This window comes from Brevundimonas sp. PAMC22021, assembly GCF_019443405.1.
Classification (GTDB): domain Bacteria; phylum Pseudomonadota; class Alphaproteobacteria; order Caulobacterales; family Caulobacteraceae; genus Brevundimonas.
Map to the genome: position 1 here is coordinate 2,517,852 of NZ_CP080376.1, position 21,667 is coordinate 2,539,518.

Sequence of the window (21,667 nt, forward strand, 5' to 3'; positions counted from 1 at the left end):
TCAGGCGTTGGTTCGCACGCCGCTCAGCAGCAGCTCGACCTGGCGCTGAGCCTGTTCGGCCAGCACGCCGGCGTCCCACTCGTCATAGGCGGCGCGACGATAGTTCGACAGATAAACGTCCCACGTCAGCGTACCGAGCAGTTGCAGGTCGGCGTCCTGGCGCAGTTCGCCGCGACGCAGGCCGTCCTGCAGCACGCGGGTGAAGACGGCGACCAGCGGCTCCACCGCCTTGCGCGCCCGAACCTCGGCCTCCTGCGGCTGAAACCAGGAGCGAGCGACGATGGCCTGCATCAGCGGCAGGTGGTCGAGCGAGGCGTGATAAACGGCGGCCATCACCGCGGCCAGGCGCTGATCCACCGCCTCGTCGCCGCCGCTGGCGTCGCTCGCCACCTGCGCCAGCCGGTCCATCTCGTCCACCAGCACGGCCTCGAACAGTTCGGCCTTGTCCTGGAAGTTGGCGAACACCGCGCCGGTGGACATGCCCGCGCCCTTGGCGATGTCGCGGATGGTGGCGGGTTCGTAGCCGCGCTCGGCGAACAGGCCGCGAGCGGCGTCCAGCACCTTCTGACGCGTGCGCTGCTTGGCGACCTGACGACGATTGAGCCGTTGGCCGGCTTCCGATCCAACGGCGGTGAGGGTCTCGGTCATGAGGATACTCTTACGCTTGCGCTTCCCGAAGACGCGGGAAGCCGGGTACGTGGCGCGGGGCGATGACAACAGGCCGGACCCTCGACGGACGCTTCATCACGCGTCCAGCGATCACCGGTCAGCGGCGCCTTCGACCATCGAACCGTGACGAAAATGGGTCGCCGGGACCCTCAAAATTGCGGATGCGGGCCACGCGACCAAGCAGAGCGAGCACACGCCCGGGCTGGCGCGCTTCTCGCCGGGCGGTATGAAGAGGCATGACCGACGCCGTTTCGATCCAGGGCTTCTGCCCCAGCCGCTTCTCCGGGCTGCATGACGCCTTTGGGGCCAACTTCGCCGAAGCGCCCGAGGGCCTGAACGAGCTGGCGGCTCGATTCAGCGTCTGCCTCGATGGAGAAGTGATCGTAGATCTGTGGGGTGGATACGCCGATACGGGCCGCACCCAGGCGTTTACGGCCGATACCCTGGTTCCGGTGTTCTCGACCGGCAAGGCGGTGATGGCGCTGCTGTTGGCGCGAGCGGTGGACGCGGGCGCGTTGCGCTATGACCAGCCGGTGGCGGACCTCTGGCCGGAGTTCGCCCAGGCCGGAAAGGGCGGCGTCACCGTCGCCCAACTGATGAGCCACCAGGCCGGGCTGCCCGGCTTCTCCCAGGCGGTCGAGCCGTCGCTGTGGTTCGAGCCGGAGGCGGTCACCGCCCGTCTGGCGGCCCAGGCGCCGATGTGGCCGCCAGGCACGGCCTCTGGCTACCATCCTGTAACGGTGGGTTATCTCGCCAATCACCTGTTCCAGCTGGCGACCGGCCGCACCATGGGCCAGGCGCTGCGCGAGGACTTCCCCGAACTCTACCTGTGGATCGGCTTGCCGGAGAGCGAGCACGGCCGCGTCGCCCAGATGCGAAAGCCCGCGGCGGCCCCGAGCCTGGGGCCCGTCGATCCGATCAAGCAGGCGGCCTTTCTGGATCGCGGCTCGGCGCCAGGCGGTCGCGGCTCGGCGGAATGGCGCAAGATGGAGATTCCGTCCGCCAACCTGCATGGGACCGCCGCCGGGCTGGCGCGGATGCTGGGCGTGGTGGCGACCGGCGGACAGCTGGATGGAAGGACGGTTCTCTCGTCCGAGGCTATCGAGCAGCTGACGCGCGAGCGCATCCACGGGCCGGACAAGGTGCTGCCCTATGACATCAGCTGGGCGGCCGGCCTGATGCGCAACACCGGCCTCCATGTCTTCGGGCCGGGCGAACGGGCGCTCGGCCACTACGGCTGGGGCGGGTCGATGGCCATGGCCGATCCGGAGCGCGGTTTGTCAGCCGCCTATGTCATGACGCGCCAGTCGCCGCACCTGATCGGCGATCCCCGGCCCAGGCGGCTACTGGAAGCGCTCTACGCCGCCCTCTAGATCGGTTCGGCGATCAACCTGGCGGCGCGACTACGCCGCCAGGCGGCCAGGGCGAAGACGCCCGCGCCCGCCCAGATGAAGACAAACGACAGCATGCGCAGCGGCGTCAGCGGCTCTCCGGTCCAGACGCCGCAGGCGAACTGAAGCGTCGGGGCCAGGAACTGGATGAAACCGATGGTGGACAGCGGCAGGCGGCGCGCCGACCAGGCGAACAGAGCCAGCGGCACTACCGTCGCCGGACCACTGGACAGGGCCCACAGCCACTGCTCCACCGATTGAAAGCCCGCCGCCTGCCCGTGCGCGCCGAGCCACCCCAGCAGCACAAGCCCGAACGGCAGCATCAGCAGGCACTCAATGAACAGGCCGGTCTGGGCGTCGGCCGCGACCCGTTTTCGGATCACGCCGTATCCGGCGAAGCTGAAGGCCAGGATCAGCGACAGCCAAGGCGGCCGCCCGAGCGCCGCCGTCTGGATCAGCACGCCGATCGCGGCGAGCGCGATGGCGATCTTGCCCCAGCGGTCGATCCGCTCGCGAAACAGCACGGCGCCCGCCGCCATGTTGAGCAATGGATTGATGTAGTAGCCGAGGCTGGCCTCGAGCGTCGCATGGTGGGTCGTGGCCCAGACATAGACGCTCCAGTTCGCGGCGATCAGCAGGGTCGATAGCGCAAGCCAGCCAACGGTCTTGGGCGTCGCCAGAGCGCGTCGCGCCTGCATCGCCTGACCGGCCAACAGCACCAGCGCGCCGGCGAACAGCACCGACCACACCGCCCGGTGCGCCAGGATCTCTGGGGCTCCAAAGCCGTTCGCCGCCATGGCCATGAACAGCAGGGGCATGAAGCCCCACAGCCCATAGCAGGCGACGGCGGTCGTGACCGCGCGGCCGTCCGGAGCAGCCGCGCTGACCTCTGTCATTGGATCACACCGTGATCGAACGATAGCCCGACGACGACTTGATCACGCCCGTCTCGTCCAGCAACTGGGCGATCTGCACCGCGTTCAGCGCGGCGCCCTTGCGCAGATTGTCGGACACCACCCAGAAGCTGAGGCCGTTCTCGACCGTCGGGTCCTTGCGGATGCGCGACACATAGACCGCGAACTCGCCGGCGGCGTCGACAGGCGTGATGTAGCCGTCGTGCTCCTGCTTATCGACCACCAGGACGCCGGGCGCCTCGCGCAGGATCTCGCGCGCCTCGTCCGGCTGGATCGGGCGGTCGAACTCGACCGTCACCGCCTCGGAGTGGCCGACGAAGACCGGAACGCGCACGCAGGTGACGGTCAGCTTGATGGAGGGGTCCAGAATCTTGTGGGTCTCCTTCCACATCTTGGCCTCCTCGTCGGTGTAGCCGTCGTCCTGGAAGGCGCCGATGAAGGGGATGACGTTGAAGGCGATCTGCTTGGGGAACTTCTTGGGCGTCGCGTCGCCCAGGCCATAGATGGCCTTGGTCTGGTTCCACAGCTCATCCATGCCTTCCTTGCCGGCGCCGGACACCGACTGATAGGTCGAGACCACCACCCGCTTGATCCTGGCCGCATCGTGCAGCGGCTTCAGCGCCACCACCAACTGAGCGGTGGAGCAGTTCGGATTGGCGATGATGTTCTTCTTCTTCGCGTCCTTAACCGCGTCGGGGTTCACCTCCGGCACGATCAGCGGCACGTCCGGGTCGGAACGGAAGGCCGAGGAGTTGTCGATCACGATCGGGCCGGCCTTGCCGATCTTCTCGGACCAGGCGCGCGACACCTCGCCGCCGGCCGACATCAGCACGATGTCGACCTTGGAGAAGTCGAACTGCTCGATGTCCTGGCACTTGACCGTGCGGTCGCCGAACGAGACCTCCACGCCCTTGGACTTGCGCGACGCGATGGCGTGCAGCTCGTCCACGGGGAAGCTGAGCTCCTCCAGGATGTTCAGCATCTCGCGGCCCACATTGCCCGTGGCGCCGACGATGGCGACTTTGTAGCCCATGTTTGTTGGTCCTTCGGACGCGCTACCGCTCGCCGCGCGGCGGCTTGCTGCTTGAGCGCGAGGGGAGTTGTGGGTCTGCATTTAGGCCGTCGCGGGCGCGAAGCAATCGCTTTTCGATGCGGGGCTCCTTAAGTGCGCCCCCATGACCTCCCACATCCGCCGCGCCTACGACATCCGCATCGAGGAAGGGGTGATCGCGCCCGATCCGGCGCAAGGACAGGCGCTGACGGTGCTGGAGCGACTGGAGGAGGACCTGGGCAGGAAAGGGCTGTTCGGCTCGGTCCCCGAGGTGCGCGGCGTTTATCTGTGGGGGCCGCCGGGGCGCGGCAAGTCCATGATGATGGACCTGTTCTATGCAGCCAGTCCGGAGCCGCGAAAGCGCCGCGCCCACTTTCACGCCTTCATGGCGCGCGTCCATGACCTGGTCCGACAGTGGCGCGAGGGCGATGCAAAGACCAGAAAGCGCGTGTTCGACACGCACAAGGGCGACGACCCGATCCCGCCGGTCGCCGGCCTGATCGCATCCGAAGCGCGGCTGCTGTGCTTTGACGAGCTTCAGGTCACCGACATCGCCGACGCCATGATCCTGGGCCGGCTGTTCGAGGCGCTGTTCGAGCGAAAGGTGGTGGTGGCCATCACCTCGAACCGGGCGCCGGAAGAGCTCTACAAGAACGGCATCAATCGCCAGCTGTTCACGCCCTTTATCGACATCCTGAAGGCGCGCTGCGAGGTGGTGGAGACGGCCGGCGCGCGAGACTGGCGCCGCGACCGCATGTCGGGATCGCCCGTCTGGTTCCAGCCGCTGGACGCCCCGGCGCGGCGCGGCTTCGAGGCGCTTTGGTCAGACCTCAAGGGCGGAGAGCCGGAGGCGCCGGCGCACCTGACGGTGCTGGGCCGCGAGGTGGTGGTGGAGCGCACGGCCGGCTCGCTGGCGCGCGCGACGTTCGAGGAGCTGTGCGGCCGTCCGCTGGGGCCGCAGGACTATCTGGCTATAGCCGCGCGGTTCCACACCCTGTTCCTGGCCGAGGTTCCGACGCTGAGCCCCGCCAACCACCACGAGGCCCGTCGGCTGGTGACGCTGATCGACGCCCTTTACGAGGCGAAGACGCGGCTGGTCGTTCTGGCGGATGCAGCGCCCGAATCCCTCTACCGTGAGGGCGTCGGCGCGTTCGAGTTCGAGCGCACCGTGTCGCGCCTCAACGAGATGCAGAGCGAGAGCTGGCTCGCGCACGAGCGCGGTTAGAAGACCTCGGCGCCCGACCTCGGAATGCAAAAAGGGCCGCGGACGGGTCCGCGGCCCTCATCGCATTCAGTGGAAGGCGGCTTACGCCAGCGAACCGTCGATGTCCTTGCAGGCCTGGATCAGGCCCTGGACCGACTCCACCGACTTGGCCAGCATGGCCTTTTCGTCTTCGTTGGTGGTGAACTGGACGATCTTCTCGACGCCGTTCGCGCCGATCAGGGCGGGCACGCCGACATAGAGGTCCGACAGGCCGTATTCGCCCGACAGCCACACGGCGCAAGGCAGGACGCGCTTTTCGTCCTTCAGGTAGGACTTGGCCATGGCGATCGCGGATTCCGCCGGGGCGTAGAAGGCCGAGCCGGTCTTCAGCAGGGCTACGATCTCGCCGCCGCCCTTGCGGGTGCGCTCGACGATGGCGTCCAGGTCGCCCTGGCTGAGGAGGCCGGCCTCGACCGCGTCCGGCAGCGGCAGGCCGCCAATGGTCGAATGGCGCACCATCGGCACCATGTCGTCGCCGTGGCCGCCCAGCGTCCAGGCGTGGATGTCCTGGACCGAGACGCCGGTCTTTTCCGCCAGGAAGTAGGCGAAGCGGGCCGAGTCCAGCACGCCGGCCATGCCGACGACCTTTTCCTTCGGCAGGCCGGAGAACTTCTGCAGCGCCCACACCATGGCGTCGAGCGGGTTGGTGATGCATATCACAAAGGCGTCCGGCGCATGCGCCTTGATGCCCTCGCCCACGGCCTTCATGACCTTGAGGTTGATGCCGATCAGGTCGTCGCGGCTCATGCCCGGCTTGCGCGGCACGCCGGCGGTCACGATGCAGACGTCGGCGCCCGCGATGTCGGCGTAGTCGTTGGCGCCCTTCAGCGACACGTCAGAGCCGAACACGGCGGTGGCCTCGGCGATGTCCAGCGCCTTGCCCTGAGGCGTGCCCTCGGCGATGTCGAACAGGATCACGTCGCCCAGCGCTTCGCGCGCCGCCACGTGGGCCAGGGTGCCGCCGATCATTCCGGCGCCGATAAGGGCGATCTTCGCGCGAGCCATGGGGAGGTCTCCGGATGGGGAAAGAGGATAGGTGGCGGCGGTCTAGACCTCGCACGGCGCGGCTGCAAGAACCGGGCTTTACGGTCAAGCCATAGCTTGCGAAGAGTCGGGATCGTTGGAGGATAGTCCATGCGTTTCGCCGCCTTGTCGTCCTCGCTGCTGGCCCTGTTCGCCGCTGCGGCTGTCACGCCCGCCTCGGCGCAGACGCCTGTGATGCGGGGCGAGCCCTATGTGTCGGCGCCCTGGTGGATGCGCGCGCCGGTGATCGCGTCGACCGGCTTGGTGCAGGTCGATCTGACGGCCAACCGCGCCTATGTGTCGGCCAGCTTCCGCGCGGTGGATCGCAGCGTGGCCGAGGCGTCGCGCGCCGCCGCCGATCAGGTACGCGCCGTCAGCCGCACGCTGGGCGCCTATGGCGAGGACAAGGTGCGGGTTCAGACCTCGCTGACCACCCAGCCGCTCTATGATCAATACCGCGACGAAGACGGCGTTCTGCGCGACAACCGCCGCGCCGACCGGATCGAGCGCTACGAGGCGCAGGCGACGGTCACCGTATTCGTGGACGACGTGTCGCTGATCGAGCGCATCTACGCCACGCTGCTGGCCGCCCGCCCCGCCTCGTTGGGCCAGGTCAGCTTCAGCCTGGAGCCGGAAAACGCCTGGAAGGCCAATCTGGCGACCGAGGCGGTCAAGGACGCTCGCAGGCGGGCCCAGACCGCCGCGCAATCGGCCGGCGCGACCCTGGGCGCCGTCAAGCTGATCGATCCCACGGGCAGGGCGTGCCAGACCGACGTGCTGGTAGGCTGGCCCTCCTATGGCGGCTCGGACGACGCCGCCTATTCGGTGAGCGCCGAGGACATCATAGTGACAGGAAGCCGGGTCGGCCCGCCGCCGCCGCCGCCGCCGCCGCCCGCACCCCCTCCGCCGCCCAGCGAGGCCGCCATCGACATGGCGCAGCTGACGCTTCAGCCGCCCAAGCAGCGGATGAGCGACAGCGCCTGCGTGATCTTCGAGTTGAACTGAGGCGTGACCTTCGCCCCCGACCCGGCCTTTTCCACCGGCTCCGTCGCCGTGACCGAATGGCCGCTGTGCCATGTGCGGCTGCAGGACGACGGGCGCTTTCCCTGGATCATCCTGATCCCGCGCATCGATGGCGCGGTCGAGCTGGAGGACCTGTCCGCCGATCAGCAGAGCCTGCTGATGGAGGAGACGGTGCGGGCGGGCCGCATCGTGCGGCGTGTCGCCGAGCGGCTGGGCCGACCGATCGACAAGCTGAACGTCGGCGCCATCGGCAATGTGACGGCGCAGCTGCACGTCCATGTGCTGGGCCGGCGGCGCGACGATCCGCTGTGGCCGGATCCCGTCTGGGGGCGGGGGCCGGCCCTGCCCTACAGCTCGGTCGCCATGGTCGAAGCCATGGACGAGATCGCGGCCGGCTAAGGCGCGTCAGACTGCGGGCGGAGGGCCGAAACGGCCGGCCTGATAGTCCTGGATCGCCTGCACGATCTCCTCTCGCGTGCTCATCACAAAGGGGCCATGGCTGAACACCGGCTCCCCGATCGGCCGGGCGTGGCCCAGCAGGACGATTGCGTCGTCGGAGGCTGTGATCTCGACCTCGTCGCCGTCGTCCTTCATCTCGATCAGGCTCCAGGGCTCGACGGCCACGCCGCCTACCGAGACGTGGCCGCGCACCGTATAAAGAAAGACGTTGCGACCGCGTGCGACCGGCGCCTGGAAGCGGGCGCCCGCTTGGAAGCGCAGCACCGCCAGGTGGATGTCGATCAGCGACTGGATCGGCGCCTCGACACCCAGCCACGAGCCCGACACCGGCTCAACCGTCACGCCGCCGTCGTCGGTGCGGAACGTCGGCAGATCGGCGGCTTGCAGGCCGATGTAGTTCGGCGCGGTCATCTTCAGCCGGCCGGGCAGGTTGACCCACAGCTGCAGGATTTCCATCGGCCCGCCCGCCCGCTTGAAGCTCTCCGGCGACAGCTCGGCGTGGATCAGGCCGGAGCCCGCGGTCATCCACTGGACCCCGCCCGCGCGGATGATGCTCTCGCCGCCGCCGGAGTCGTTGTGCGCCAGCTCGCCCTCCAGGATGAAGGTCACCGTCTCGAAGCCGCGATGCGGGTGCGGTCCGAACGGCAGGCCCCGGTTGTTCGCGGAATAGGTCTGCGGCCCGTGATGGTTTAGGAACAGGAAGGGGTCGATCTGCTCAATCGCCGGTCCAGGCACCGGCCGGCGCGTGACGAGATCGCCAATGTCATCGCGATAGGCCGGGTGCTGGCGCAGCACGGAACGAGGCTGGAGGGCGTCTGTCATCCGCCGCATATAGGTGGCCGATCGCAGCGGGCCAGCAGAAACGGCGCTAGGCCGCCAGGCGGCTTCCGCCCATCAGCATGGACAGGATCTGACCCAGGATCTGCGGCAACTCTCCGCGCGCCACCACCCGATCCACCATGCCCTTTTCCTGCAGATATTCGGCGCGCTGGAAGCCCGGCGGGAGCTTTTCGCGGATCGTGGCCTCGATCACGCGCGGACCGGCAAAGCCGATCAGGGCGCCCGGCTCCGCCAGATGCACGTCGCCCAGCATGGCGTAGGAGGCGGTGACGCCGCCGGTGGTCGGGTCAGTCAGCACCACCGCATAGGGTAGCTTGGCCTGCTTGATCTCGTCGATCGCCAAAGTGGTGCGCGCCATCTGCATCAGCGACAGCGCGCCTTCCTGCATCCGCGCGCCGCCCGCGGCGGTGAAGCAGATCAGCGGGACCTGGCGCGCCACGGCCTCGCGCGCCGCCTTGATGAAGGCCTCGCCCGCCGCCATGCCCAGCGACCCGCCCATGAAGGTGAAGTCCTGCACGATCACCACCGCGGATTGTCCGCCAACGGGACCGAAGCCGATGGCCATGGTGTCCTTGCGGCCCGACGCCTTGCGCGCGGCGTTCAGACGGTCGCGATAGGAGCGACCGTCTGAGAACTTCAGCGGGTCTTCGGGCACGTCCGGCGTGTCGATCGACTCATACTCGCCGCCGTCAAAGGTGAAGCGCAGGCGCGTCGGCGCATCAATCCGCATGTGGCGGCCCGACGGCGTCACCCACAGCGACCCCTCCAGTTCGGACCGATACAGCATGTCGCCGGTGTCCGGATCCTTGACCCACAGATTGTCCGGCGTCTCACGGCGCGAGACGATCTTGCGGACGCCCGGCGCGAAGCGGCTGAGCCAACCGCCGGGCTTGTCGGATTGCGGCTTGTTCTTGTCGACCATGACGCGTCCTTAGACGGTTTCGACCGATCGTGCAGCCCTGACGGCGTCGCCGAGGGCGCGGACCTTTGCCAGAACGCGCGGCGCGGGCGCCTCGTTCGAGGCGAGCGCGGCCGCTACCTCCTCGACCAGGGCCGAGCCGACCACCACCGCGTCGGCGACGCGCGCGATCTCGGCGGCGCGTTCGGGCGTCTTGACGCCGAAGCCGACGGCGACCGGCAGCCCGGCCGCGCGCCGCACCCGCTCGACGGCCGGCGCAACGGACGCGGCGTCCGCCTCCTTGACCCCGGTCACCCCGGCCACGGCGACGTAGTAGACGAAGCCGGACGTCCGCTCGGCGATGATCTGCAGCCGCGCATCGTCCGAAGTCGGCGTCGCCAGCCGGATCAGCGAGATCGACACCGCGTCCAGCGCGTCGGTCAGCGGCCCGGCCTCTTCCGGCGGGCAGTCCACTACGATCAGGCCGTCGATCCCGGCGTCGGCTGCGGCTTGCGCGAAAGCCTCATAACCCATGCTCTCGATCGGATTCAGATAGCCCATCAGGATCAGCGGGGTGTCGGCATCGCCCGCGCGGAAATCGCGCGCCAGGTCCAGCGTCCCCCGCATCGACAGCCCGGCTTTGAGGCCCCGCAGCGCCGCCTTCTGGATCGGCGGCCCCTCGGCCATCGGATCGCTGAACGGAAAGCCCAGCTCGATGATGTCGGCGCCGGCCTCGGGCAGGCCGCGCAGGATCTCCAGCGCCTCGCCGCGCGAGGGATCGCCGCCCATAACATAGGCGACAAAGGCGGCCCGGCCTTCGGCCTTGAGCTTGGCGAAGCGGGCGTCGATGCGGGCGGTGGTCATTGGGCGGGGGGCTGCGCAGGCGTCTGGTCGGCGCAGACGTCGCCGGGGATGGTGGCGAAGCCGAGATAGGCGGGCGCTTCGGCGACGGCGGGTTTCGACGTGTCGTAGAAGGCGACCATCTGCAGGCCGTCGCAGCCGCCGGCCTCGCGGCGCTTGACGAAGACCACGCGATTGTCGTCTCCGCCGGCCGGCAGCCAGCCGCGCGTGCCGAAGTCCGCGATATAGGCGTCGGCCAGGGCGCCGATCTGTCCCAGCGGCGCGGTGATGCAGAAGGCGCGGCCGGCCAGGTTGTTCAGGCCGCCGCAATCCGCTGACGCCTGGGCGCCGGACAGGATCGGCGTGTCGGTCGCCGGCGCGCCGGTCGCCGCCGCGACGGGCGCGGTCGGGGCTTGCGGCTCCTGCGCGACGGCGGGCGCGGAGGCGAGTGCCGTCAGCCAGACGGCGGCGATCAAACTCTTCATCATCTCAAAGCTCCACGCCCAGGTGGCGGGCCACCTGGAAGATGTCCTTGTCGCCGCGTCCCGACATCAGCAGCACCACGTCTCCGCCCTTGCCGACCTCGCGCGCCACCTCGGCGGTGCGAGCCAGGGCGTGGGCGGGTTCAAGCGCCGGAATGATCCCCTCCAGCCTCGAACACAGCTGAAACGCCTCCAGCGCCTCGGCGTCGGTGGCCGATCGGTATTCGGCGCGGCCGATGTCGTGCAGCCAGGCGTGCTCGGGCCCGATGCCGGGATAATCGAGCCCGGCCGAGATCGAGTGGCCCTCGACGATCTGCCCATGCTCGTCTTGAAGCAGATAGGTGCGGTTGCCGTGCAGCACGCCCGGCCGCCCGCCCTTGAGGCTGGCCGCGTGTGCAGGCGTGTCCAGGCCGTGACCCGCCGCCTCGACACCGACCAGGCGCACGCCCTCGTCGTCGATAAAGGGGTGAAAGGCGCCGATGGCGTTGGAGCCGCCGCCGATGCAGGCGACCACGGCCTCCGGCAGCTTGCCCATCTGGGCGCGCGACTGGATCTTGATCTCGCGGCCGATCACCGACTGGAAGTCGCGCACCATGGCCGGGTACGGGTGCGGCCCCGCCGCCGTGCCGATGATGTAGTAGGTGTCGGCGACATTGGTGACCCAGTCGCGCATCGCCTCGTTCATGGCGTCCTTCAGCGTCGCCGCGCCGGCGGTGACGGGATGAACCTCGGCGCCCAACAGGCGCATGCGGAAGACGTTGGGCTGCTGCCGCTCCACATCCACCGCCCCCATGTAGACGGTGCAGGGCAGGTCGAAGCGCGCGCTGACGGTGGCGGAGGCGACGCCGTGCTGGCCAGCGCCCGTCTCGGCGATGATGCGGGTCTTGCCCATCCGACGAGCCAGCAGGATCTGGCCCATGCAGTTGTTGATCTTGTGCGCGCCCGTGTGGTTCAGGTCCTCGCGCTTCAGCCAGACGTTGGCGCCGCCGAAATGCTCGGTCAGCCGCTCGGCGAAATAGAGCGGGCTCTCGCGCCCCACATAGTGGGTCAGATATCCATCCAGCTCGGCCTGGAAGCCGGGATCCGCCTTGGCGTCCGAATAGGCCTGATCCAGCTCGTGGATCAGCGGCATCAGCGTCTCGGCGACAAACTGCCCGCCATAGGGGCCGAAACGGCCCTTCGCGTCGGGCCAGGCGTAGGTGTTGGGAAGAATGGCGTTCACGGGCAGGACCTTGGCGCGGAGAGGCGTCCGAATTACGACCGGCGCACGGCCTGCAGAAACGCCGCGATCCGGGCTGCGTCCTTAACACCCGGCGCGCTTTCCACGCCAGAGGACACGTCCGCCATCGGCGCGCCCGTGACCGCCAGCGCCTCGGCTACATTGTCGGGATCGAGACCTCCGGCCAGGAACCACGGCTTGCCGAACGCACGCCCCGCCAGCAGCGACCAGTCGAAGCTGTGCCCCACTCCGCCGGGCAGAGCCGATCCTTCCGGCGGTTTGGCGTCGAACATCAGATGATCGACATGCGGCTCCCATTGCGCCGCGGCGTCCAGGTCGCGGGGTTCGCGGATCGACAGCGCCTTGATCACGCCCGCCCTGGTCAGCGCCCGAACCGCTTGGGCCCGGTCCGGCGTTTCGCGCCCATGCAGCTGAACGAAATCCGGCCGCAGCGTGCGCCCGATCTCCTCCAGCAAGGCGTCATCTGGATCGACGACCACCGCCACGATCTTCGCCCGCCCTTTCGCCCGCTCGAACAGGACGCCGGCGTCGCTGGGCGAGATGTGGCGCGGACTCTTCGGAAACACCACCGCGCCCACAAACGCCGCGCCCTCGGCCAGCGCCGCATCGAGCGTGTGGGTCGTGGTCAGGCCGCAAATTTTGATCGCCGGGGTCATGGCGCATGCAGGTGTGGCCGGCCGCCCGTCCGGTCAAGCGGGCTCATCGAAGATCGATGCGCTCTCGTCGGGGTTCAACAGCCGCCACGCGCCCGGTGCGAGATCATCAGGCAGAGCCAAGCCGCCCAGCCGTTCGCGGTGCAGCGTCTCGACGTGGTTGCCGGCGGCGGCGAACATGCGGCGGACCTGATGGTAACGGCCCTCAGTCACGGTCAGCAAGGCCTCGGTGGGAGAGACGACCTCAAGTACGGCCGGGGCCAGCGGCTTGCTTTCGCCTTCCAGCATCAGCTCGCCGGAGGCGAACAGCACCCCCTCGTTCCCCTGCAATGGGCGCGCCAAGGTCGCGCGATAGACCTTGGCGACGTGGCGTTTGGGGCTGATCACGCGGTGCAGCAGATCGCCGTCGTCGGTCAGCAGCAAGAGGCCCGTGGTCAGCTTGTCCAGCCGGCCGATTGTCGAGATCGCCGGGTCGCGCCGACGCCAGCGGTCGGGCAGCACGTCATACACCAGCGCCCCGTCCTCCTTGTGCGAACAGGTCATGCCCAGCGGCTTGTTCAGCAGCACGACCAGCCCGGGCACGGGATCGAGCGGCTCGCCATCGATCTCCATTCGCGCGGACAGGTCAGGCGTGACGGCGATGCGGCGCGAGACGTCCAGCACGTCCTCTCCGTCCAGCACCACGCCGCCGGCCCGCGCCAGCCGGCCGATCTCCGCGCGCGAGCCGTAGCCCGTGGAGCCCAGCAGCTTGTCGATCCGGGCGGTCGGGGTCTTCTTCATGCGCTATCGTCCTTCGGACTATTTGAGCGCGAGCTCACTTCACCGCCTCGAACACCTTGTAGCCGCCCGCATCGGCGACCGGGCGCACGCGAGCGAAGGCGGCGTTCAGCTCGGCCTCGTAGGGAAGGTGCCGGTTGGCGACCAGCCACAGCACGCCGCCCCGGCGCAGCATCTCGGCCGCCTTGCGGATGAACGCCAATCCCAGCCGGCGATCCTCCGCGCCTCCGTCGTGGAAGGGCGGATTGCTGACCACGAAGTCATAGTCGCCGTTGGTCTCCAAGGTTCGCACGTCGGCCCACTGCACCTTGGCCCGCGCATCCTCGATGTTGCGACGCGCCGCCCTAATAGCGCGCCGGTCGATATCGACCAGCTTGAGCGAGCCGACCTGTGGCGAGCGCAGGATCACCGTGGCCAGGGCGCCGTAGCCGCAGCCCAGGTCCGCGCCCTTGCCCTTGAGACCGGGCAGATGCTCGGCCAGCAGGGCCGACCCCGGATCGATCCGGTCCCAGGCGAAGATCCCCGGTTGTGACCAAGCTTCAAGCCCCGGCACGAGCTGCTGCGCACCCGCCGTGATCGCCTCGTCGATCCCGGTCACGGCTGGCGGACGTAGGGCGATGCAACGCCTGTGGTGCGCCTTGGCCGTCTCGGCGATCTCAAGTCCGAACGCCTTCATCTCCTTGGCCAGGCGCGAACCGCCCTTGTCCTTGGGGGCCATGACGTCCAGCCGGCCGCCGACCTCCAGCGCCCTCAGCGCCATCGCCAGCGTGTAGCGCCGCTCCAGCACGCCCGGCGGCGCATAGACCATCACGCTGTCCGCCGTGCCCGGCTCCATCGCCTCGAGGGCTGCGGACTCGGGGATCAGGGGCGAGGTCTGGATAGCGTCGGCGGGGGGATCGAACACAGCCGGCGGTCGGCCGTAGAGAAGCGAGGTCATGGGCGGCTCTTAGCTCGCGCGTCGGCAAACGCCAAAACCGCCGCCTCTGGCCTTTCGGCGCGTCACGCTGTATGAGGCGCCCGCCTCCCGAACCGTCGCTTCTTTTTCACGCGGCCCGCCCGGACCCTTTGGTCCGCTCGCCGGCCGCCTCGCACGTCTGATCCTGAAATGAACCTGCGCAACGTCGCCATCATCGCCCACGTCGACCACGGCAAGACCACGCTCGTCGACCAGCTTCTCGCCCAGTCCGGCGTGTTCCGCGCCAATGAGGCGACGACCGAACGCGCCATGGACTCCAACGACCAGGAAAAAGAGCGCGGCATCACCATCCTGGCCAAGTGCACGTCGGTGCTCTGGAACGGCAAGGCGGGCGAAACCCGCATCAACATCATCGACACGCCCGGACACGCCGACTTCGGCGGCGAGGTCGAGCGCATCCTGGGCATGGTGGACGGCTGCGTCATCCTGGTCGACGCCGAAGAGGGCGTCATGCCCCAGACCAAGTTCGTGCTGACCAAGGCGCTGAAGATGGGCCTGCGCCCCATCCTCTGCATCAACAAGGTCGATCGCGCCCACGCCGATCCCGACCGCGTTCACAACGAGACGTTCGACCTGTTCGCCGCCATCGGCGCGACTGACGAGCAGCTGGATTTCCCCCACATCTACGCCTCGGGCCGCAACGGCTGGGCGACGATGGATCTGAACCAGCCCAACGACAACCTGGCCCCGCTGTTCGACCTGATCGTCGACCATGTGCCGCCGCCCAAGGTTCAGGAGAACAAGGACAAGCCGTTCCGCATGCTGGACGTGCTGATCGAGTCCGATCCGTTCCTGGGCCGCCTGCTGACCGGCCGTATCGAAAGCGGCAAGGCAGTCCCCGGCATGGCCATCCATGCTCTGGATCGTGACGGCAAGGAAATCGAGCGCGGCCGGATCACCAAGGTCTTGGCCTTCCGCGGCCTGAAGCGTCAGGCTCTGGACGAGGGCTCGGAAGCGGGCGACATCGTCGCCATCGCCGGCATGTCCAAGGCGACCGTGGCCGACACCCTGTGTGCCATGGAGGTGACCGAGGCGCTGCCCGCACAGCCGATCGATCCGCCGACCATCTCCATGACCGTCTCGGTCAACGACAGCCCCCTGGCCGGTCGCGAAGGCGACAAGGTCCAGTCGCGCGTCATCCGCGACCGCCTGCTGAAGGAGGCCGAAGCCAACGTCGCGATCCGCGTCACGACGACCGAAGGCGGCGACGCCTATGAAGTCGCGGGCCGTGGCGAACTGCAGCTGGGCGTTCTGATCGAGAACATGCGCCGCGAGGGCTTCGAGGTCTCGATCTCACGTCCCCGCGTGGTCTTCCAGGAAGGTGAGAACGGCGAGAAGCTGGAGCCGATCGAGGACGTCATGATCGACGTCGACGACGAGTTCTCGGGCATCGTCATCGAAAAGCTGTCGGCCCGTAAAGCCGAGATGACCGACATGGGTCCGTCGGGCGCCGGCAAGACCCGCATCAGCCTGAAATGCCCGTCACGTTCGCTGATCGGCTATCAGGGCGAGTTCCTGACGGACACGCGCGGTTCGGGCGTGCTGAACCGGGTGTTCAGCCACTACGAAGGCTACAAGGGCGCCATCGCCGGCCGTCTCAAGGGTGTGCTGATCTCAAACTCGGACGGCGACACCGCCGCCTTCGCCTTGTGGAACCTGGAAGATCGCGGGGTCATGTTCGTCGGCGCCGGCGAAAAGACCTATCAGGGCATGATCATCGGCGAGAACGCGCGCTGGGATGACTTGGACGTCAACCCGATCAAGGGCAAGCAACTGACCAACGTCCGCGCCTCGGGCAAGGACGAGGCCGTTCGCCTGACCCCGCCGCGCCAGATGTCGCTGGAACAGGCCATCGCCTATATCGACGACGACGAACTGGTCGAGGTGACGCCGAAGTCGATCCGCCTGCGCAAGCAGACGCTGAACCCCTCGTTCCGCAAAAAGCGCGTTCGCCCCGAGTGATTTGCACTTGGAATGGGGCGAGACGCGCGCTAAGTCTCGCCCTGTCTCCCACTCGAACGCAGTCTGTCGGGCCTGTCGCCCGGTAATCTTGCGCCTTGAGCATGCATGACGGTCGGCCGAAGCGGTCGGCGCACCATGTCGGGCGGCGACGGCTTTCCTGCAATCCAGCCCCGGGGATCGGCCCCGACCAGGCTTCAAGGCGACGGAAAGACGGATCAGGACCACGCCCGGCGTCTTCGTTCGCCCGGTGTCGTCGCCCCACAGAACGGTTATGTTTCCATGAGAGACTTCAAGGGCATGAAGCGTCAGCGCGGACGCAACAGGAAGCCCGGCGGCGCCAACAACGCCAATAACGCCAATCCGAACCGGTCGTGGGACTCGCAAGGTCCCGAGAACATCAAGGTCCGCGGCAACGCCCAGACCGTCTATGAACGCTATCAGCAGCTGGCGCGTGACGCCTCGTCCTCGGGCGACCGGGTGCTGGCCGAGAACTATCAGCAGCACGCCGAGCACTACTACCGCGTGCTGCGGGCGCTTCAGCCGCAGAAGTCCTTCTCCGACATCGCCGCGCGCGAGCTCTCCCATCAGGGCTTCGACATCGACTTCGAAGACGAGTCCGGCGCGCAGGCCGCGGCCTTCATCGCCGCCCAGCAGGCCGCCGAAAAGGCCGAAACGGACCGGGCCGAGCAGCAGCGTCAGCGCGAAGAGCGCGCCGAACAGCAGCGCCGCGAGCGCGAAGAGCGCCCCCGTCAGGAACGCCCCGAGCGGTTCGAGCGGCCCGAGCGGTCCGAACGCCAGGATCGGGACGGCGAAGAGGGCGAGGCTCGCGCCGAAGGCGAAGGTGGCGGCCGCCGCGAAAGCCGCCGCGAGCGCTGGGAGCGCCGCCGCGAGGAACGCGCCCGCCGGTTCGAGGCGCAATCCTCCGGAGACGGCGAGGCCGAAGCCGGAGACGCGATCGACGCTCCGTCCGAGGCGAGTGCTGAGGTTGATCGGGAGCCCGCAGCCGAGGCGCCGATCGCCGGGTCGAACGAGGCCGTGACGACCTTCGACGAAGCCGAGACGCCGGCCGCACGTCCCGCTCGGCGCACGCGAACGCCGCGTGCACCGGTTGAAGACGAATCCGGCTCGGCTCTGCCCGGTTTCCTGACGCGCTCGACCCGTCCCGAAAGCGTCGATGAGCCGGTCGAGGATGCGCCTCGCCGTCGCGCGCCCCGGCGCAAGTCCGAGTCCGCGCCGCGTTCGGAAGAACCCGAAACAACCTGAACGCGAATATTCACGCGCAAGCAACCAGTTGATCGCATGATCCCCTCGAACGGGAGGATCACGCATGGAACTGGTGGCGGTGGTGGTCGCCCTGGCGCTCGCCGGGGCCATGGCCGGGTTGAAGATGGCGATCAGGTCGCGCCGCGCGGCCGAGCGCCTGCAACGAAAAAACGACGGGCTGGAGCAACGGGTGCGGGAACGCACCCGGGCCCTGGATCAGGCGCTCGAGCTGTCGCAGGCCCAGGCGCTGCGGCTCTCCGAGGCCAGCCGGTCCAAGTCGGACTTCCTCGACGGCCTCGGTCATGAACTCAGGACGCCGCTCAACGCCGTGATCGGCTTTGCCGAACTGATGCGGATGAACGCGGGCGCCGAGCCTTTGACCCGCCGTCAGGATCAGGCGGTCCATCAGATCCTGAGCGCCGGATCCGAACTGCTGGACCTGGTTGAGCAGGTCACCGCCTTTGCCCGCCTGCAGGCCGGACGCCTGTCGATGTCGATGGAGCGCGTGGATCCGCAGGTCCTTCTGCGCCAGGTCTGCGAGCGGCTGGCGCCGCTCGCTCAGGACAGGGGCGTGGTCTTGCGCCCCCCATCGCCGCAGGCCGGCGTCTGCATCGCCGCCGATCGCGGGCGCCTGCATTAAACGCTGATCACCGTCGTCGGCCACGCCATCCGGCGCAGCCCGTCCGGCGCCGAGGTTCACATCGGTCTAGAGGCGACCGCGGCCGAGCTGACCCTTCATGTGTCCGACAGCGGCGTTGCGCCGAGCCCCCAGGACCTCGGCGAACTGTTCAGGCCGTTTGGCTGCGCGAACAGCGCCGACAGCCCGCAAGGCGACGGAATGAACCTTGCCCTCGCGCGGGGATGGGCGGAGGCGATGGGCGGGCGCCTTGAGGCCGCAGCCTCCGGCCAAGGTCTCGACCTCGCCCTTACCCTGGCCCGGGCTGTTCGTCGGGAAGCGCCGATGATCACGGCGCCGAACCGTCCATTGCCGAACGCGACCCTGCTGTATGTCGAAGACAACCCGTCCAACATCGCCCTGATGCGTCAGGTGATCGCGGCGCTGGGTCCGTTGACGCTGCATGTGGCCGAGACTGGGCCGGAGGGGCTGACCCTGGCGCGCGACCTGCGGCCGGACGTCGTGATCCTGGACATCAACCTGCCCGGGATGGACGGGATCGAGCTGAAGGCGCGGCTGGACAGCGATCCTCTGACCCGCGACATCCCGGTGATCGCTCTGTCGGCCAGCACCCTGCCGGACGATCTGGCGCGAGCACAGGCCTCCGGGTTCTCGACCTATCTGGCCAAGCCGCTGCATGTCCCGGCACTGTTGCAGGCGCTTCAGCAGGCCTTGGACCATGCGTCCAGCGACGGCGCAGACGACGAGATGCGGCCGCGCGATCTCGCCTGCGCTTGAGGCCGACTTCGCACATGGCTCTTGACGCGACCCCCTCCTTGCGGATCAACACGGGCGTGTTCTGCAAGGAGCCGCCATTTGCGTCTCGCCCGCCCCGGATCGATCCTCGCCCTCGCTTTCGTCGCCTCCGGCTGCGCGACGCCTCCTGCCGCGATTCCTCCGGCAGAGGCGTCAGTGGCGCCGACGCCCGCGTTGTCGGGTTGGCGGGCGCAGGCCAGCGCCGCCGACCGCGGCCGTCATGACCGACTGGCCGAGGCCTGGACCAGGGCGCTGGAGCAGTCCCGGCGCCTGCCCGGATCGGGCGACCTGACGCGCCTGGGCGAGTTGATCGCGCAGGATGCGGCGCGGCCTGGCGTCTCGCCTCCGCCGGGCGCCTATCGCTGCCGCACGGTCAAGCTGGGCTCGCAATCGGACGTCGAAGGCGAGGAAGCGGGGCTGGGATATGTCGTCTACGGCTGGTTCGCCTGCCGCATCGAACAGAGCTCCGATGGACTGCGCTTCACCAAGCTGACCGGATCGCAGCGCCCGTCGGGCCGCCTGTTCGCCGATGACGACCAGCGCATGGTCATGCTGGGCGCGATGGCTCTGGGCGGGGAGACAACGACGCTGCCCTACGGCCAATCTGCGGATCGGGACGTGCTGGCGGTGCTGGAGCGGATCGGCGAGCGCCGCTGGCGGCTTGTCACGCCCTGGCCGCAGGCGGAATCGACCCTGGACCTCATCGAACTGGTTCCGGCGACCTGAGGCGCGTTGCGGCGGCGGAGGCGATGGCTTAATCGCCCGCCATGAGCACCGACACCCCCAACAACGCCGCCGCCCGCCCTCTCGCCCGCAATCCTCGCGGCTTCGGAGACAAGCGCGGACCGGACCTGCTGGCCGAACGCCGCATCGTGGCCGAGGTGTCGCGCGTCTACCAACGCTGGGGTTTCGAGGCGCTGGAAACGCCGGCGTTCGAATACGCCGACGCCCTGGGCAAGTTCCTGCCGGATTCCGATCGGCCCAACGAGGGCGTGTTCGCGCTTCAGGACGACGCGGGATCGGACACGCCCGGCGACTGGATGGCGCTGCGCTACGACCACACCGCCCCCCTGGCCCGGTTCGCGGCCCAGAACTGGGAGACCCTGCCCAAGCCGTTCCGGCGCTATGCCTATGGCCCGGTGTGGCGCAATGAAAAGCCCGGGCCGGGCCGCTTCCGCGAGTTCTGGCAGTGCGACGCCGACACCGTCGGATCGGACCGCCCTGAAGCGGACGCCGAGATCATCGCCATGGCGGGCGAGGGGTTGAGGGCGGCGGGCCTGGCCGATGGCCAGGCGGTGATCCGCGTCTCGAACCGAAAGCTGTTCGACGGCCTGTTCGACGCCGGCGGCGTCACCGATCCGGCCCAGCGCCTGACCGCGCTTCGGGCCGTGGACAAGTTCGACCGCCTGGGCTGGGAGGGCGTCGCGGCCCTGCTGGGCGAGGGGCGGCTGGACGAATCCGGCGACTACACCAAGGGCGCGCGCCTGCCCGCCTCCGTGGCCGATGCGATCGGGGCCTTTCTGGCCTCGGCGACCGACGCCCCCGGGACACGCGCCGAGACGTTGCACGCGGTGGCCAACAGCGGCGCGGCCCTGGGTGCGGCGGGCGAGGCGGCGCTGAGCGAGCTGTCGGCCATCGATCAGGCTTTGGCGGCCATGCGGGTGGACGAGTCGGTTGTCCGCTTCGACCCCACAATCGTGCGGGGGCTGGAGTACTACACCGGCGCGGTGTTCGAGGCCGAGCTGCTGCTGGAGACTCTGGACGACAAGAGGCGGCCGGTGCGGTTCGGCTCCATCGGCGGCGGCGGCCGTTACGACGATCTGGTCGCGCGTTTCACCGGTCAGAACCTGCCCGCGACGGGCTTCTCGTTCGGCGTGTCGCGTCTCGCCGCCGCCTTGCGCGCCGCAGGACATGGCGCGGCTGGCGCCATGCGAGGCCCGGTGGTGGTGATCGCCTTCTCCGACGCCGACATGCCGCATTATCTGTCAGCCGTCGCCGAACTGCGTCAGGCCGGCATTTCGGCCGAACTCTATCTCGGGCGGGCCGGCATGAAGGCGCAGATGAAATACGCCGACCGACGGGGCGCGCCAGCCGCCGTGATGCTGGGCGGCGACGAGATCGCCCAGGGTCTGGTCACCATCAAGGACCTCGACGCCGGCCGCGCGGCTGCCCAAGGCATTGCCGACAATGAGGCGTGGAAGGCGGAACGTCCCGGCCAGCGCACGATCCCACGTGACCAGCTGGCCGCCGTTCTCCAGTCCATTCTCGAACAGGCTTCGATAAACAAACCCGCTTTTTGATCGTTTTCGACGTTTTCTCGAAGAAAGCTTGATCGTGCGGCGTGGCCGCGTTGACTTGAGCCCGGGGAAGGCGTCATTTGGTCTCACTCGAGAGGCCAGACGCAAACGCGGTGCTTCTTGAAGGCGTTTCGGGGAGGAAACGTCCGCTCAGCAAGAGCGCAAAGAGCCCGCTGCGATGTATCCCCCGCAGCGGGCTTTTTCGCGTCTGGG

Annotated in this window: 22 protein-coding genes; 10 read left to right on the forward strand and 12 right to left on the reverse strand. The window is 68.5% G+C overall.

The annotated features are described in order from the left end of the window. The gene (locus tag KY493_RS12430; RefSeq protein ID WP_219896641.1) at positions 1–648 is read right to left on the reverse strand and encodes a TetR/AcrR family transcriptional regulator; all 648 of its coding nucleotides are present in this window, start codon (positions 646–648) and stop codon (positions 1–3) included. Between the two features lie 257 nt (positions 649–905). Between KY493_RS12430 and KY493_RS12435 the strand changes: the two genes are divergently transcribed. Continuing rightward, positions 906–2,042 carry a serine hydrolase domain-containing protein gene (locus KY493_RS12435; protein WP_219896642.1) on the forward strand — a complete coding sequence of 379 codons (1,137 nt, stop codon included), beginning with the start codon at positions 906–908 and terminating at the stop codon, positions 2,040–2,042. Here the strand turns inward: KY493_RS12435 and rarD are convergent. Continuing rightward, positions 2,039–2,956 carry an EamA family transporter RarD gene (gene rarD, locus KY493_RS12440; RefSeq protein ID WP_219896643.1) on the reverse strand — a complete coding sequence of 306 codons (918 nt, stop codon included), beginning with the start codon at positions 2,954–2,956 and terminating at the stop codon, positions 2,039–2,041. The genes KY493_RS12435 and rarD overlap by 4 nt on opposite strands. A 4-nt stretch (positions 2,957–2,960) precedes the next feature. Further along, a complete protein-coding gene (locus KY493_RS12445; protein ID WP_219896644.1) occupies positions 2,961–4,007 on the reverse strand; it encodes an aspartate-semialdehyde dehydrogenase in 1,047 nt (348 codons plus the stop codon). A gap of 142 nt (positions 4,008–4,149) precedes the next feature. On the opposite strand from KY493_RS12445, the gene zapE reads away from it, so the two are divergent. Continuing rightward, positions 4,150–5,250, forward strand: a complete 1,101-nt coding sequence (zapE, locus tag KY493_RS12450; protein ID WP_219896645.1) for a cell division protein ZapE — start codon at positions 4,150–4,152, stop codon at positions 5,248–5,250. Positions 5,251–5,331: 81 nt separating this feature from the next. On the opposite strand, the gene mdh is transcribed toward zapE, so the two are convergent. Then, on the reverse strand, positions 5,332–6,294 hold the full coding sequence (mdh, locus tag KY493_RS12455) for a malate dehydrogenase (protein WP_219896646.1): 963 nt from the start codon (positions 6,292–6,294) through the stop codon (positions 5,332–5,334). 129 nt (positions 6,295–6,423) lie between these two features. Between mdh and KY493_RS12460 the strand changes: the two genes are divergently transcribed. Together KY493_RS12460 and KY493_RS12465 are read left to right on the forward strand one after the other, a co-directional pair. Beyond that, positions 6,424–7,317, forward strand: a complete 894-nt coding sequence (locus tag KY493_RS12460) for an SIMPL domain-containing protein (protein ID WP_219896647.1) — start codon at positions 6,424–6,426, stop codon at positions 7,315–7,317. Positions 7,318–7,320: 3 nt separating this feature from the next. Then, positions 7,321–7,734, forward strand: coding sequence for an HIT domain-containing protein (locus tag KY493_RS12465; protein WP_219896648.1), 414 nt, complete (start codon positions 7,321–7,323; stop codon positions 7,732–7,734). A 6-nt stretch (positions 7,735–7,740) separates the two neighbouring features. Here KY493_RS12465 and KY493_RS12470 read toward each other — a convergent pair whose 3' ends face one another. Genes KY493_RS12470 through KY493_RS12505 form a run of 8 tightly spaced genes read right to left on the reverse strand, consistent with a single transcriptional unit; the run spans position 7,741 to position 14,461 of the window. Then, the gene (locus KY493_RS12470) at positions 7,741–8,616 is read right to left on the reverse strand and encodes a pirin family protein (protein WP_219896649.1); all 876 of its coding nucleotides are present in this window, start codon (positions 8,614–8,616) and stop codon (positions 7,741–7,743) included. Positions 8,617–8,662: 46 nt separating this feature from the next. After that, positions 8,663–9,556, reverse strand: coding sequence for an acetyl-CoA carboxylase carboxyltransferase subunit beta (locus tag KY493_RS12475; protein ID WP_219896650.1), 894 nt, complete (start codon positions 9,554–9,556; stop codon positions 8,663–8,665). Positions 9,557–9,565: 9 nt separating this feature from the next. Beyond that, positions 9,566–10,396: a tryptophan synthase subunit alpha gene (trpA, locus tag KY493_RS12480; protein WP_219896651.1), complete on the reverse strand. Its 831-nt coding sequence runs from the start codon at positions 10,394–10,396 to the stop codon at positions 9,566–9,568. Next, positions 10,393–10,860: a hypothetical protein gene (locus KY493_RS12485; protein WP_219896652.1), complete on the reverse strand. Its 468-nt coding sequence runs from the start codon at positions 10,858–10,860 to the stop codon at positions 10,393–10,395. Before KY493_RS12485 ends, trpA begins: the two co-directional genes overlap by 4 nt. A 1-nt stretch (position 10,861) precedes the next feature. Then, a complete protein-coding gene (trpB, locus tag KY493_RS12490; protein ID WP_219896653.1) occupies positions 10,862–12,076 on the reverse strand; it encodes a tryptophan synthase subunit beta in 1,215 nt (404 codons plus the stop codon). 32 nt (positions 12,077–12,108) lie between these two features. Then, positions 12,109–12,750 carry a phosphoribosylanthranilate isomerase gene (locus KY493_RS12495; protein WP_219896654.1) on the reverse strand — a complete coding sequence of 214 codons (642 nt, stop codon included), beginning with the start codon at positions 12,748–12,750 and terminating at the stop codon, positions 12,109–12,111. Between the two features lie 33 nt (positions 12,751–12,783). Further along, entirely contained in the window at positions 12,784–13,527 is a 744-nt protein-coding gene (locus KY493_RS12500) for a pseudouridine synthase (protein ID WP_219896655.1), read from the reverse strand. 34 nt (positions 13,528–13,561) lie between these two features. Then, positions 13,562–14,461, reverse strand: coding sequence for a class I SAM-dependent methyltransferase (locus tag KY493_RS12505; RefSeq protein WP_219896656.1), 900 nt, complete (start codon positions 14,459–14,461; stop codon positions 13,562–13,564). A gap of 168 nt (positions 14,462–14,629) precedes the next feature. On the opposite strand from KY493_RS12505, the gene typA reads away from it, so the two are divergent. The 6 genes from typA to hisS all read left to right on the forward strand — a co-directional run bounded on the left by typA (position 14,630) and on the right by hisS (position 21,457). Beyond that, complete coding sequence (gene typA / locus KY493_RS12510; protein ID WP_219896657.1) at positions 14,630–16,462, forward strand: translational GTPase TypA; 1,833 nt, start codon at positions 14,630–14,632, stop codon at positions 16,460–16,462. 279 nt (positions 16,463–16,741) lie between these two features. After that, positions 16,742–17,725, forward strand: a complete 984-nt coding sequence (locus tag KY493_RS12515) for a DUF4167 domain-containing protein (RefSeq protein WP_219896658.1) — start codon at positions 16,742–16,744, stop codon at positions 17,723–17,725. Between the two features lie 64 nt (positions 17,726–17,789). Next, a complete protein-coding gene (locus KY493_RS12520; RefSeq protein WP_219896659.1) occupies positions 17,790–18,365 on the forward strand; it encodes a HAMP domain-containing sensor histidine kinase in 576 nt (191 codons plus the stop codon). 6 nt (positions 18,366–18,371) lie between these two features. Beyond that, positions 18,372–19,139, forward strand: coding sequence for a hybrid sensor histidine kinase/response regulator (locus KY493_RS12525; protein WP_370627380.1), 768 nt, complete (start codon positions 18,372–18,374; stop codon positions 19,137–19,139). 174 nt (positions 19,140–19,313) lie between these two features. Next, entirely contained in the window at positions 19,314–19,883 is a 570-nt protein-coding gene (locus KY493_RS12530) for a DUF4893 domain-containing protein (RefSeq protein ID WP_255567892.1), read from the forward strand. A gap of 41 nt (positions 19,884–19,924) precedes the next feature. Continuing rightward, positions 19,925–21,457 carry a histidine--tRNA ligase gene (gene hisS / locus KY493_RS12535; RefSeq protein WP_219896662.1) on the forward strand — a complete coding sequence of 511 codons (1,533 nt, stop codon included), beginning with the start codon at positions 19,925–19,927 and terminating at the stop codon, positions 21,455–21,457. Positions 21,458–21,667: the final 210 nt, after the last annotated feature.